The sequence below is a fragment of the Syntrophobacter fumaroxidans MPOB genome (assembly GCF_000014965.1).
In the GTDB taxonomy this organism is placed as follows: domain Bacteria; phylum Desulfobacterota; class Syntrophobacteria; order Syntrophobacterales; family Syntrophobacteraceae; genus Syntrophobacter; species Syntrophobacter fumaroxidans.
In genome coordinates this window covers 2,895,968-2,910,143 of the sequence record NC_008554.1, presented here as the reverse complement: position 1 = coordinate 2,910,143, position 14,176 = coordinate 2,895,968, and the positions used below count along the sequence as shown (strand labels likewise).

The following is a 14,176-nucleotide window of genomic DNA, read 5'->3' as shown; positions in this document are numbered from 1 at the left end:
CACATGAGCGATGTTGAAACGTTACCTGCCCGCGGTGGCTGCGGTGATCCTGGTGTTGATCCTGATCGTTTGGCACCTGAGATGGACGATCACGGGCCAGGTCGTCGACGCCGAAACCGGAGAGCCCATAGAGAACGCCGTGGTGAACATAAAATGGTTGGAGCCGGGGCCGGGGCCGCCGGGGATGCGGGCTACGGTGACGACTGAAGAGGCGGAAGACGTCTCGGATGCCAAGGGCCGTTTCAAGTTGCCCAAGTATTCCTCTCTTCTCGCTACCCGGAGATTCAGGATGGCTATCTATAAAAAAGGGTATATCTGCTGGAGCAGCGTGCGTATCTTCCCCAAAGAGTATATTTGGACTGGCAAAGAATGGACCTTTCCTACAATGAAAAAGAGGACTGGCTTCACGCTTGATGATGGTATGATAATTCGGATGGAACCATTTAAGGAACAGTACTCAAGAGAAATGCATGCCTTGTTTACTACAAGTATTGGTGCACCGATGAGAACAGGTCTTTTCTCTGATGCTATTGCAGAGGAAACGAAGTTATCTGGCGAAATAGCCAGAAAAAATTGGGAGAAGTAGTATGAGAAGACTACTTTATTTGATTTCTATATTGATTTTATGGTTGCTTATGTTTGATTACTCTAGTGTTATCGCTTTTGACAATGAAACAACTCATCAAGAATTAACCAAGAAATCTCTGGAAATTGTTGGCAATAACCTTGATTCATTCTTCAAGAATAAACTGATCCTGCCGCAGGGTTTGGATACTCCCTTGCACGGACGGCCGACGCTAGACTGGCTGACGTTCGGGGCTGATCGGGAAGATGTTCCCATGTGCCGGCGTTCGAATCATTTTCACAATCCCCGCAACGACCTGTCCTGGACGGAATCGGGGATGAGCGACGAACCCTTGTATGTGAGCCTGTATTGTGCCGGCACCTCCGTCACTTCCGCCGTCGTATATGCGACGGCCTATCGGGAGCCCGCACCGGGTGGGGAAAAAACGACGGGGGGGACCAACGAGCGCGATTGGGACCACGCCAGGGAATTCTACTACATGTCGCTCACCGGCAGGGACTTTCAAGGCAGGCCGGAGTTCCACGGCGAGCCCGGCATCCCGGAAGCCCTCGGTCTGAACGGCGATGAAAAGAGGCACTACTACATGGCGATGAGCGCGTGGTCCCTGGGGCAGGTCCTTCATCTTCTGCAGGATATGGCTGTGCCTTCCCACGTCCGGAACGACTTCAGGGCTCACCTGGAACGGAACGGCATGCCTGGTTCGGAGGGGTATCAATCGTCGGAATGGAATTGGGAGCGATTCGAGGACTACGTCGAGATGAACGGTGTGCCTGCCGAAGCGGCTACTGGCGGGGATTTGAGCGAAAAGTCCGTGACCCGGTTCTGGGACACCAACAACTACGACGGCACGAACCCGGGCATCTCGCTGAACGCTCAAGCGGTGGGATTGGCCGAATACACCAACATCAATTTTGTGAGCCTAAATACGATGCTTGCTGAGGACTACCTCAGTGACGAAGATTCTTCAAACGACGTCCACTATCAGCCTTACCCGAGAAAGTCGAGCACGAACCTTCAGTATTACCTGGACGGCGGGTTGTGGCCGAAGGAGGTCATCGGGGAGGACAACAAGCCGGACATCTCCTTCTACGTGGCAAAAACAGGGGATGGAGAAACAATAGTCCACTTCATCAAACCGTCGTACATGACAAAATATATTTCCGAGCTGGATCATCAAGCGTCTTCCCTGCTTGTCAGGACCCTCCTGTTGGATGAGGAATGCCTGAAGGAGTACGCATCCAAGCTGCTTCCACGCGCCGTGGGTTATTCGGCGGCCCTGCTGAACTATTTCTTCCGGGGGCAGTTGGAGATCACGGCTCCACCCGAGTTCGTCTATTCCATCATCGACGGCCTCAATGCGGCTCAGGGTTTCCGCTTCATCAAGGCGAGGGTGCGCAACGCAACGACCGGCGAGGAGGCGACCAACGATGCGGGACAGCCCGGGCAACTGGTGGCGGTCGCCCAGTACAGGCTCAGGACGAACTACCAGGCGGACCTGTCCGCCGATCCGCCGACGATGGATTCAAGGGATGAGTACTATTCCTACTCGGTGTCCGCTCCCCTGCAGGTGGAATCCCTCACCTCGGGCTCGCCCGGGCTTGAATGCACGTTCGATTTCACCGCGAACCCCATTCCCCCCGGCATCACCGACCTCTATCTGAAGGTGGTTTACAAGGGGAAACTGGGCGCGGAGCAGGACGCGGTTGCCGTGGGGATGAAGGATTTGTGCGAACCGCAGCACCTCACCTACTGGAACAGCACGGACTACTTCCTGCTCAACGGCGAGCTCAGAAAGGCCGAGGAGATCGAAAACGACCCGGACGTGGAGGATTATGATTTCTTCCGGCCGGTTTCGATCAGCGAGGAGCTTGGCTTTTCGGGCAGCGCTCCCGGTGCCGGCACGCCGATGGTGGTGAGCGTCCAGGATATGCCGCCGGCGCGATACTTTCGCGTCATTTTGCTCACCGATGTCCCCGCCGGCTACTACATGAGAGACCACCTCGTCTCCAAGCCCTATCCTCTGGTGTGGCCCTACCCGGATGACTTTACCGTGGACAATGCGCTCTGGACCTACGGGATGCCCTCCGCGGTCTACCAGGAGTCGGCCGGGCAGCCGTGGAATCCCACCCCGGTTTACCAGTACCGGGGGATCATCCAGCACCAGATGAGCTACTTCATCCGTTACTATCCGTACTTCATCTACAATGCGGACCAGTTCCCCGCACTGCCGGAAAACGGAAAGGACCCGTATCCCGTCACCATCAATTTCCCCTGATGGGGCGCTGAAGGCGTAATGTTCTCAGGCGGATCATCCTCCGGCCCGATCGGGCCGGAGGATGCCGGGGTCAAACCTACACTTTTCACTTTTCGGCATGAACCCGGGGCTTACCGTAAAGCGTGAAAATCGTCCCGTACCGGTTTGCATGCCTGCGCCGTTTTGCGGGCGTGATCGCGGGCACGATAAAGCCGCGCTCACCGCGCATCGTTCCGACGCAAACGGGATTCCAGGGCGATCGGATGTGTCACACAGCCTGTTCTCACGATCATTTTCTGGCAGGAGCGAATCCGGAAAGATGGGCGGGGCCCCTCTCGCGGCCGCCAAATTTGGGCAAGCCCGTCTTTACCGACACATACGGCGTATCGGATCAATCGACGCTCGAACAGGAACTCAAGCAGCAGGAGGAGTCATGTTCAAAAAACTCTTTTGCCTGGTCGTTTTTCTTTCCCTGGCGTTGGTTTTGCCCGTTCAACCCGGGTCTGCGTGCGATCCCCCCGTTTTCGGACCGGAGCGGTTCGAGCGGGGTTCGGGGCCGCCGATGACGGTCACCAGGGGATTCGCCGGTTCCGAGACCGGAGCGGAATTCGAGGTGTGGATCCGCAACGGTGAGCTCTACGGGCGGCACCGGGTGACGAGCGGCACCATATACCTGAACGGGAAGAAGATCGTGAGCTCCGGTGAGCTGAAGGCTCACGTCCCGCTCATCCGGCGCCGCGTGTCGCTCAATGCCTCCAATGAAATTGCGGTGCGGCTCGAGGGTAAGCCCGGGAGTTTCCTTACCGTGACCATCGTGGACCATCGCCACCCGAGCGTGAGCCTTTCGGCTTCGCCGCAGACCATTGCTCCGGGGGGATCGTCGACCTTGACGTGGAGCTCGACCGACGCGACAATCTGCGTGATCGACCACGGGGTGGGGTGGGTTGCGCCCACCGGTTCACGGAAGGTCCGGCCCCGGCGGACCACCACTTACACGATATACGCCTACGGCCACCACGAGGTCGTCAGCGCGAAGACGACCGTGACGGTCGGGGGGGCGGGTCCCGCGGTCGGGGATGACGTCGCCTCGACGCCGGAGGGGACTCCGGTGACGGTCAACGTGCTGGCAAACGACACGGGGAGCGGCCTGGTCCTTGCCGGCGTCACCCAGGGCGCCCACGGGGCGGTCTCGGCCAACGCGGACGGGACGGCGACCTACACGCCGGAGCCCGGATTCACCGGAACGGACCAGTTCACCTACACGGTGCAAGACGACCATGGGGCCACGGCGACAGGCACGGTCACCATCACGGTCACCTCGGCAAACGATGCGCCGGTGGCGAACGCGCAGACGTTGAGCACGAACGAGGACACGGCGGTTTCGATCACCTTGACGGGAACGGACGCGGACGGAGATGCGCTGACCTATGCGGTGACGGCCCCGCCCGCTCACGGGACGCTCAGCGGCACGGCGCCGAATCTGACCTACACGCCCGCGGCCGGGTATCACGGCCCCGATGCTTTTGAATTCAAGGTGAATGACGGTAAAGCGGACTCCGCGGCGGCAACGGTTTCGATCACGGTTAACGCGGTGAACCATCCTCCCGCGGCCGCCGACGACTCGGCGAGCACTGAGGCGGGGAAAGCCGTCGACATCGCGGTTCTCGCCAACGACACGGACCCCGACGGAGACGCCCCGCAGATATCGGGCTTCACGCAGGGGGCCAACGGGAGCGTATCCGGCGGCGCGAACGGCGTCCTCGTCTATTCGCCCAACGCCGGGTTCAGCGGTGAGGACGGTTTCACGTACACCGTCGACGACGGCAACGGGGGGAGCGCATCGGCAACCGTGACGGTGGCCGTCAGGGCACTCGCCGGGATATCCCTGGAGATCACCTCGCCGTTGGACGGGGATTTTGTCGTGAAGCACTCGACCCTTGTCATTGGGACGGTAGTCAACTCTGCGGGAAACGAAACGGGAGTGGTTGTAAACGGGGTCCCCGCGGTCGTCATCGGCACTCAGTTCGTGGCAAACCGGGTTCGCCTCCAAAACGGCACAAACACGTTGACCGCCGTGGCCACTGACACGCAGGGCAACACCGCAACCACGTCGATCGCGGTCAATTCGGACACGACCGGAGGATACCTGGAACTCTCGACGGTGATTCATTCCGGCATCTCCCCCTTTGAGACTAGCCTGCGCATCGGGGGAACCTTTCCTTGTTCGGATGCCGTGTTGACTTACACTGGTCCAGGAGAGGCGGAGTTTTTACAGAGCACGCAGCCGGAGGATCGCGTGGTGCGGCTGGTCGCCGAAGGGCTTTACCTGTTCACCGCCGAGGCGGCCGACGACCAGGGGACGATGCACACGGATACGGTTGCACTGGTGGTATTCAATCGGGACGATCTGGATGCCCTGTTCAAATCCAAATGGAATGCAATGAAGGGAAAACTGTCCGCGGGTGCCATAGAGGACGCCCTGGGATATTTCCGGGAAAGATCCAAGGAACGCTATCGTACGATATTTACTGCCCTGGCCGCCGGACTTCCCGGTATTGTTTCAGGGATGCAGGAGATTGAGATGATCCTGTGCAGGGAAAGCACCGCGGAATACCGGATTCCGAGGGTGCATATGGTGGACGGAGAGGCCGTGACCATCACCTACTCGATCTTTTTCAGGGTTGATGAGGACGGGCTCTGGAAAATAGATAGATTCTAGCTGCGAACGCTCCCCCCGGTATATGCCGGGGGAAGCCCACGAAAGCGACCATGCCGATTCGGCGACACACAGTCCGTCCGGCATGGCACGGGGATCGTCCAATGAGCAGGAAGTCGATGAAATGGATAGGTGGAATCATCCTGGTCTGGTTCGTATCGGCCGCGGTCGGTCCCTGTACCATAACCCACAAATTCGGCCCGTATTTCGGGAAGGTGGTGGATGAGACCGGCCAGCCGATTGAAGGGGCTCTCGTACTGAAAGCATTCTATACGATCAGACTAGGCGGCCTGACGCACAATTTTGTCGAAGCTCTTGAGACCGTGACGGACCGAAACGGCGAATTCCATCTCGCACCCTACAGAGCATGGGTCTTCCGATTCCCAGACCAGTGGGACCCGATAGAGAGTATAAGCATATTTAAACCTGGGTATCGGGTTTATTCAATGCGGTATATCCGTTCTAACGAATACTTAACAATTGAAATACCAAGATTGAGAACACGTGAAGATCAGATAAAAAATCTGCGCGAGATGATATATCCGAATATTCCTCGTGAAAAACTGAAAAACTTCCTTGAATTTGAAAAAAAAGCACGAAGAGAGATTGGCCTGACTCAATGAGTATTTAAGGAGGTCATAGAGATGAAACATTATCTCAGATCGTTTTTTCTTATGGTTGTTGTATTTTTCGCATACGGTTATGAATCCGCAAATGCTTATGATGAGAGCTATGTTCACCGCCATTTGAATGCCAAGGCGGTAGAAACTTCAAACCTGGATGCATATATGAGGGGGCAGCTTGGGTTCGGAGAAGGGATTGAGACGAAATTTCAGGGTTTGTCACTGGTTTTTCTGGTCGAAGAGGGAGGTACCCGAGAAGATGATTTTCCTTGTTATTTCTATCACTTCCATGATCCATTGAAGCCGTGGGATGAGGCAGGCCTGAAAAACGGTATTCTCGGAGAATCATCCGTAATCTGGGCCCAAAAGGGCTACGATGTGGACCGGACCTGGCAGGATGCAAGACGATTGTATTCCCAGGCGCTCACGAGCGGTAACGAGGCTGAATGGGCACTGATGTTCACTTCGCTCGGGAGGTTGATGCATTTGGTCGCCGATCTTGCGGTACCCGCTCACGTTCGGGATGATGCGCATCCTCGTCCCGAAGCATATGAAACATGGGCCAAATATCAGGATGTCAAGGGGTTGCTGAACTTCGAATCCCTTTCAGTTTCGACTGATATATTCAGCCATGCCGTGCAGAACGGCATGATACCCATAACCGCCTTATGGGACCAGGATTTCTACGACGGCACAAACCCTTCGGAAGACATCCATGGCTTGGCGGAGTACACCAATGCCTATTTCTTCAGCAGCGACACCATATTCGAGACCTCTGAATACCCTCATCCCAACATCGAAGACACAAACTATTTCAGTCTCGATTGGAAAAACCCGGAGACGGTTGTCCGAGAGGACGGAAACGTCGACCGGAAGGTCTATCTGCGTAACATCCGGGCGGCGGTACCTCATCGCCTCGCTGTGGCAGGCTATTTCACAGAGGATTGCTCGGCAGGTACCCCCTGCTGGCAATACCCCTTTGTATTGGACGGCGAGGTTTATAAGGACTACGCATCCAAGCTGCTTCCTCGCGCCGTGGGGTATTCGGCGGCCCTGCTGAACTATTTCTTCCGGGGGCAGTTGGAGATCACGGCTCCACCCGAGTTCGTCTATTCCATCATCGACGGCCTCGATGCGGCTCAGGGTTTTCGCTTCATCAAGGCGAGGGTGCGCAACGCAACGGCCGGCGAGGAGGCGACCAACGATGCGGGACAGCCCGGGCAACTGGTGGCGGTCGCCCAGTACAGGCTCAGGACGAACTACCAGGCGGACCTGTCCGCCGATCCGCCGACGATGGATTCAAGGGATGAGTACTATTCCTACTCGGTGTCCGCTCCCCTGCAGGTGGAATCCCTCACCTCGGCCTCGCCCGGGCTCGAATGCACGTTCGATTTCACCGCAAACCCCATTCCTCCCGGTATCACGGACCTCTATCTGAAGGTGGTTTACAAAGGGAAACTGGGCGCGGAGCAGGACGCGGTTGCCGTGGGGATGAAGGATTTGTGCGAACCGCAGCACCTCTCCTACTGGAACAGCACGGATTACTTCCTGCTCAACGGCGAGCTCAGAAAGGCCGAGGAGATCGAAAACGACCCGAACGTGGAGGATTATGATTTCTTCCGGCCGGTTTCGATCAGCGAGGAGCTCGGCTTTTCGGGCAGCGCTCCCGGTGCCGGCACGCCGATGGTGGTGAGCGTCCAGGATATGCCGCCGGCGCGATACTTTCGCGTCATTTTGCTCACCGACGTCCCCGGCGGGTACTATGTGAGAGACCACCTCGTCTCCAAGCCCTATCCTCCGGGGTGGCCCTACCCGGATGACTTTACCGTGGACAATGGGCTCTGGACCTACGATATGCCCTCCGTGGTCTACCAGGAACTGGACGGTCCCCTGTGGAAAGACACCCCGGTCTACCAGTACCGGGGGATCATCCAGCACCAGATGAGCTATTTCATTCGCTACTATCCTTACTACATCTACAATGCGGACCAGTTCCCCGCACCGCCGGAAAATGCGGAAGGCCCGTATCCCGTCACCATCAATTTCCCCTGATGGGGCGCTGAAGGCGTAATGTTCTCAGGCGGATCATCCTCCGGCCCGGCCGGGCCGGAGGATGCCGGGGTCAAACCTACACTTTTCACTTTTCGGCATGAACCCGGGGCTTACCGTAAAGCGTGAAAATCGTCCCGTACCGGTTTGCATGCCTGCGCCGTTTTGCGGGCGTGATCGCGGGCACGATAAAGCCGCGCTCACCGCGCATCGTTCCGACGCAAACGGGATTCCAGGGCGATCGGATGTGTCACACAGCCTGTTCTCACGATCATTTTCTGGCAGGAGCGAATCCGGAAAGATGGGCGGGGCCCCTCTCGCGGCCGCCAAATTTGGGCAAGCCCGTCTTTACCGACACATACGGCGTATCGGATCAATCGACGCTCGAACAGGAACTCAAGCAGCAGGAGGAGTCATGTTCAAAAAACTCTTTTGCCTGGTCGTTTTTCTTTCCCTGGCGTTGGTTTTGCCCGTTCAACCCGGGTCTGCGTGCGATCCCCCCGTTTTCGGACCGGAGCGGTTCGAGCGGGGTTCGGGGCCGCCGATGACGGTCACCAGGGGATTCGCCGGTTCCGAGACCGGAGCAGAATTCGAGGTGTGGATCCGCAACGGTGAGCTCTACGGGCGGCACCGGGTGACGAGCGGCACCATATACCTGAACGGGAAGAAGATCGTGAGCTCCGGTGAGCTGAAGGCTCACGTCCCGCTCATCCGGCGCCGCGTGTCGCTCAATGCCTCCAATGAAATTGGGGTGCGGCTCGAGGGCAAGCCCGGGAGTTTCCTTACAGTGACCATCGTGGACCATCGCCACCCGAGCGTGAGCCTTTCGGCTTCGCCGCAGACCATTGCTCCGGGGGGATCGTCGACCTTGACGTGGAGCTCGACCGACGCGACAATCTGCGTGATCGACCACGGGGTGGGGTGGGTTGCGCCCACCGGTTCACGGAAGGTCCGGCCCCGGCGGACCACCACTTACACGATATACGCCTACGGCCACCACGAGGTCGTCAGCGCGGAGACGACCGTGACGGTCGGGGGGTCGGGTCCCGCGGCCGGGGATGACGTCGCCTCGACGCCGGAGGGGACTCCGGTGACGGTCAACGTGCTGGCAAACGACACGGGGAGCGGCCTGGTCCTTGCCGGCGTCACCCAGGGCGCCCACGGGGCGGTCTCGGCCAACGCGGACGGGACGGCGACCTACACGCCGGAGCCCGGATTCACCGGAACGGACCAGTTCACCTACACGGTGCAAGACGACCATGGGGCCACGGCGACAGGCACGGTCACCATCACGGTCACCTCGGCAAACGATGCGCCGGTGGCGAACGCCCAGACGTTGAGCACGAACGAGGACACGGCGGTTTCGATCACCTTGACGGGAACGGACGCGGACGGGGATACCCTGAGCTTCACGGTGACGGCCCCGCCCGCTCACGGGACGCTCAGCGGCACGGCGCCGAACCTGACCTACACGCCGGCGGCGAACTACAGCGGATCGGACGGCTTTGCGTTCAAGGTGAACGACGGTAAAGCGGACTCCGCGGCGGCAGCGGTTTCGATCACGGTCACCTCGGCAAACGATGCGCCGGTGGCGAACGCGCAGACGTTGAGCACGAACGAGGACACGGCGGTCTCGATCACCTTGACGGGAACGGACGCGGACGGGGATACCCTGAGCTTCACGGTGACGACCTCGCCCGCTCACGGGACGCTCAGCGGCACGGCGCCGAACCTGACCTACACGCCGGCGGCCGGGTATCACGGCCCCGATGCTTTTGAATTCAAGGTGAATGACGGTAAAGCGGACTCCGCGGCGGCAGCGGTTTCGATCACGGTGAACGCGGTGAACCATCCTCCCGCGGCCGCTGACGACTCGGCGAGCACTGAGGCGGGGAAAGCCGTCGACATCGCGGTTCTCGCCAACGATACGGACCCCGACGGAAACACCCTGCTGGTATCGGGCTTCACGCAGGGGGCCAACGGGAGCGTGTCCGGCGGCGCGAACGGCGTCCTCGTCTATTCGCCCAACGCCGGGTTCAGCGGTGAGGACGGTTTCACGTACACCGTCGACGACGGCAACGGGGGGAGCGCATCGGCCGCCGTCAAGGTCACGGTGAACGCTCTTGCCGCCCTGTCTCTCACGATTGTTTCTCCTTCGGAGGGCGCCTTCATCGAAGGCGCAGCGGTGATGGTGCGAGGCACCGTTTCCAATGCGACGGGCGCCGAGACCGGGGTCACCGTCAACGGAGTGACGGCGGAGGTCTACGGCAATGAGTTCGTCGCCAATCACGTGGTGCTGGTCGAAGGTGAAAACACCCTGACCGCCAGGGCCGCGGATACGGACGGCAATGCGCTGGAGGCATCGGTTGTCGTGAACGCGGATCCGAGTGCGGATACCATCAGGATCGCGGCCAACGTCGAATCGGGCATTCCTTCCCTCGAGGTGACGCTTGGGGTGCGCGGTTCCTTCAGCTTCAGCCAGTCGACGATCGGTTGCGCGGGGCCGGCGGAACCCGAATATCTCGAGACCGGGGCCAAGGAATACAAGGTGCGGTTGAGCGTGGAGGGGATCTATTATTTCACGGTGGAGGCGGTGGACAATCTGAACAACGTCCGCGCGGACACGGCGGCCATCGTGGTATTGAACCGGAACAACCTGGACGCCCTGCTCCAGGCCAAATGGGATGGAATGAAGGCCGCTCTGATCGCGGGGAATTCCCCGGGCGCCCTGGCGTATTTTGCGGCAAGTTCCAGGGAACGCTACGGTGAGGTCTTCGAGCACCTGGCGGCGGGCTTGCCCTCCATCGCCTCGGGGATGCGGGAAATCGAGTTGATCTATGCGAAGGGCGGAACGGCCAAGTACAGGATCAAGCGCGAGGAACAGGTGCAGGGGCAGGTCTACGACATCACCTACTACGTTTATTTCCTGAGGGATGCCGCCGGCATATGGGGCATAGACCGATTTTGAGTCACGACGGTTGCATGGAGGCACATGAGCGATGTTGAAACGTTACCTGCCCGCGGTGGCTGCGGTGATCCTGGTGCTGGTCCTGATCTCCTGGCCCATGAGATGGATGGTTGCGGGCCAGGTCGTGGACGCCGAAACCGGAGAGCCCATCGAGAATGCCGTGGCGACCATCTTATGGATGGAGCCGGGACCGGGGCCTCCGGGCCTGGCGGGTACGGTGACGACTGAAGAAGCTGAAGACGTCTCGGATGTCCGGGGCCGTTTCAAGTTGCCCATATATGCATCGCTCCTGGCTGTTCAGGAATACAGAATGGTCGTTTACAAAAAGGGGTATGTCTGCTGGAGCAGCGTGCGTATCTTCCCGAAAGAGTATATTTGGACGGGCAACGAACGGATCTTTCCTACAATGAAAAAGCGTACTGATTTCACACCAAGGGATGGTATGATAATACGATTGGAACCGTTAAGAGAGCAGAACTCGAGAGAATTGCATGCCGTTTTCACTGCTAATATTGGAGCTCCAATGAGAACACCAATTTTCACTGCTGCTATCAAGGGAGAATGGGAGTTGGCTGCCGAATGGGCCAGGAAAAACAGGGAGAAGTAGTATGAGAAGACTACTTTATTTAATCTCTATTCTTTTTTTGTTCGGTTATACCAGTGTTGAAGCGTTTGACAATCGGGAGACTCATCCCGCGTTGACTGACTCTGCTGTTCGACAAGTAAGAGCCAGCCTTGATTCACACTTCAAGGACAAACTAATCTTGCCGCAGGGTTTGGATACTCCCTTGCACGGTCGGCCGACGCTAGACTGGCTGACATTCGGGGCTGATCGGGAGGATGTTCCCATATGCCGGGCTTCCAATCATTTTCACAATCCCCGCAACGATCTGTCCTGGACGGAATCGGGGATGAGCGACGAACCCTGGTATGTGAGCCTGTATTGTGTCGACATCCCCGTCACTTCCGCCGTCGCGTACGCCACGGCCTATCGCGAGCCCGCTCCGGGTGGAGTAAAGGTGACGGGGGGGACCAACGAGCGCGATTGGGACCACGCCAGGGAATTCTATTACATGTCGCTCACCGGCAGGGACTTTCAAGGCAGGTCGGAGTTCCACGGCGAGCCCGGCATCCCGGAAGCCCTCGGTCTGAACGGCGATGAAAAGAGACACTACTACATGGCGATGAGCGCGTGGTCCCTGGGGCAGGTCCTCCATCTTCTGCAGGATATGGCCGTGCCCTCCCACGTCCGGAACGACTTCAAAGCTCACCTGGACTGGAAGGGGATAACTTTGTCGACATGGTATCGGCCAAAGGAATGGGTCTATGAGCGATTCGAGGACTACGTCAAGGTGAACGGTGTGGCCGGCACTGCTTCCGGCGGGGACTTGAGCGAAAAGTCCGTGACCCGGTTCTGGGACACCAACAACTACGACGGCACGAACCCGGGCATCTCGCTGAACGCTCAAGCGGTGGGATTGGCCGAATACACCAACATCAATTTCGTGAGCGGAAATACGATACTTGCGGAGGACTACCTCAGTGACGAAGATTCTTCAAACGACGTGCACTATCAGCCTTACCCGAGAAAGTCGAGCACGAACCTTCAGTATTACCTGGACGGTGTGCTGCAACCGCAGATGGTCGTCGGGGAGGACAACAAACCGGACACGTCTTTCTATATAGCAAAAACAGGGGATGGAGAAGCGATAGCCCACTTCCTCAAGCCGTCGTACTTGACGATATATTTTTCCGAGTTGGATCCTCTGGAATCTGCCGTATCCGTCAGGACCCTCCTGCTGGATGAGGAATGCCTGAAGGAGTACGCATCCAAGCTACTTCCTCGCGCCGTGGGGTATTCGGCGGCCCTGCTGAACTATTTCTTCCGGGGGCAGTTGGAGATCACGGCTCCACCCGAGTTCGTCTATTCCATCATCGACGGCCTCAATGCGGCTCAGGGTTTTCGCTTCATCAAGGCGAGGGTGCGCAACGCAACGGCCGGCGAGGAGGCGACCAACGATGCGGGACAGCCCGGGCAACTGGTGGCGATCGCCCAGTACAGGCTCAGGACGAACTACCAGGCGGACCTGTCCGCCGATCCGCCGACGATGGATTCAAGGGATGAATACTACTCCTACTCGGTGTCCGCTCCCCTGCAGGTGGAATCCCTCACCTCGGGCTCGCCCGGGCTTGAATGCACGTTCGATTTCACCGCAAACCCCATTCCTCCCGGTATCACGGACCTCTATCTGAAGGTGGTTTACAAAGGGAAACTGGGCGCGGAGCAGGACGCGGTTGCCGTGGGGATGAAGGATTTGTGCGAACCGCAGCACCTCTCCTACTGGAACAGCACGGATTACTTCCTGCTCAACGGCGAGCTCAGAAAGGCCGAGGAGATCGAAAACGACCCGAACGTGGAGGATTATGATTTCTTCCGGCCGGTTTCGATCAGCGAGGAGCTCGGCTTTTCGGGCAGCGCTCCCGGTGCCGGCACGCCGATGGTGGTGAGCGTCCAGGATATGCCGCCGGCGCGATACTTTCGCGTCATTTTGCTCACCGACGTCCCCGGCGGGTACTATGTGAGAGACCACCTCGTCTCCAAGCCCTATCCTCCGGGGTGGCCCTACCCGGATGACTTTACCGTGGACAATGGGCTCTGGACCTACGATATGCCCTCCGTGGTCTACCAGGAACTGGACGGTCCCCTGTGGAAAGACACCCCGGTCTACCAGTACCGGGGGATCATCCAGCACCAGATGAGCTATTTCATTCGCTACTATCCTTACTACATCTACAATGCGGACCAGTTCCCCGCACCGCCGGAAAATGCGGAAGGCCCGTATCCCGTCACCATCAATTTCCCCTGATGGGGCGCTGAGGGCGTAATGTTCTCAGGCGGATCATCCTCCGGCCCGGCCGGGCCGGAGGATGCCGGGGTCAAACCTACACTTTTCACTTTTCGGCATGAACCCGGGGCTTA

General features: G+C 58.5%; 8 protein-coding genes. All 8 read left to right on the top strand.

The window, feature by feature from the left end:
• The first annotated feature begins 10 nt into the window (after positions 1-10).
• The 8 genes from SFUM_RS12220 (at position 11) to SFUM_RS12185 (ending at position 14,063) form a co-directional block, all read left to right on the top strand.
• The gene (locus tag SFUM_RS12220; RefSeq protein ID WP_011699210.1) at positions 11-586 is read left to right on the top strand and encodes a carboxypeptidase-like regulatory domain-containing protein; all 576 of its coding nucleotides are present in this window, start codon (positions 11-13) and stop codon (positions 584-586) included.
• A 316-nt stretch (positions 587-902) separates the two neighbouring features.
• Positions 903-2,861: a hypothetical protein gene (locus SFUM_RS12215; protein ID WP_244148058.1), complete on the top strand. Its 1,959-nt coding sequence runs from the start codon at positions 903-905 to the stop codon at positions 2,859-2,861.
• A gap of 412 nt (positions 2,862-3,273) precedes the next feature.
• Positions 3,274-5,559, top strand: a complete 2,286-nt coding sequence (locus SFUM_RS12210; protein ID WP_011699208.1) for an Ig-like domain-containing protein — start codon at positions 3,274-3,276, stop codon at positions 5,557-5,559.
• Between the two features lie 101 nt (positions 5,560-5,660).
• Positions 5,661-6,179 carry a carboxypeptidase-like regulatory domain-containing protein gene (locus SFUM_RS12205; RefSeq protein ID WP_150109506.1) on the top strand — a complete coding sequence of 173 codons (519 nt, stop codon included), beginning with the start codon at positions 5,661-5,663 and terminating at the stop codon, positions 6,177-6,179.
• A 21-nt stretch (positions 6,180-6,200) separates the two neighbouring features.
• On the top strand, positions 6,201-8,231 hold the full coding sequence (locus tag SFUM_RS12200; RefSeq protein WP_011699207.1) for a phospholipase C/P1 nuclease family protein: 2,031 nt from the start codon (positions 6,201-6,203) through the stop codon (positions 8,229-8,231).
• A gap of 412 nt (positions 8,232-8,643) precedes the next feature.
• On the top strand, positions 8,644-11,196 hold the full coding sequence (locus tag SFUM_RS12195; RefSeq protein ID WP_011699206.1) for an Ig-like domain-containing protein: 2,553 nt from the start codon (positions 8,644-8,646) through the stop codon (positions 11,194-11,196).
• 31 nt (positions 11,197-11,227) lie between these two features.
• On the top strand, positions 11,228-11,803 hold the full coding sequence (locus SFUM_RS12190; RefSeq protein WP_011699205.1) for a peptidase associated/transthyretin-like domain-containing protein: 576 nt from the start codon (positions 11,228-11,230) through the stop codon (positions 11,801-11,803).
• 304 nt (positions 11,804-12,107) lie between these two features.
• On the top strand, positions 12,108-14,063 hold the full coding sequence (locus SFUM_RS12185) for a hypothetical protein (RefSeq protein WP_041440434.1): 1,956 nt from the start codon (positions 12,108-12,110) through the stop codon (positions 14,061-14,063).
• The last annotated feature ends 113 nt before the right edge of the window (positions 14,064-14,176 follow it).

Excerpts from the sequence above, each read along its gene's own strand:
- SFUM_RS12220 (WP_011699210.1), top strand. The coding sequence starts at position 11 with ATGTTGAAACGTTACCTGCCCGCGGTGGCTGCGGTGATCCTGGTGTTG.
- SFUM_RS12195 (WP_011699206.1), top strand. The coding sequence starts at position 8,644 with ATGTTCAAAAAACTCTTTTGCCTGGTCGTTTTTCTTTCCCTGGCGTTG.
- SFUM_RS12215 (WP_244148058.1), top strand. The coding sequence starts at position 903 with ATGAGCGACGAACCCTTGTATGTGAGCCTGTATTGTGCCGGCACCTCC.
- SFUM_RS12210 (WP_011699208.1), top strand. The coding sequence starts at position 3,274 with ATGTTCAAAAAACTCTTTTGCCTGGTCGTTTTTCTTTCCCTGGCGTTG.
- SFUM_RS12200 (WP_011699207.1), top strand. The coding sequence starts at position 6,201 with ATGAAACATTATCTCAGATCGTTTTTTCTTATGGTTGTTGTATTTTTC.
- SFUM_RS12205 (WP_150109506.1), top strand. The coding sequence starts at position 5,661 with ATGAGCAGGAAGTCGATGAAATGGATAGGTGGAATCATCCTGGTCTGG.
- SFUM_RS12185 (WP_041440434.1), top strand. The coding sequence starts at position 12,108 with ATGAGCGACGAACCCTGGTATGTGAGCCTGTATTGTGTCGACATCCCC.
- SFUM_RS12190 (WP_011699205.1), top strand. The coding sequence starts at position 11,228 with ATGTTGAAACGTTACCTGCCCGCGGTGGCTGCGGTGATCCTGGTGCTG.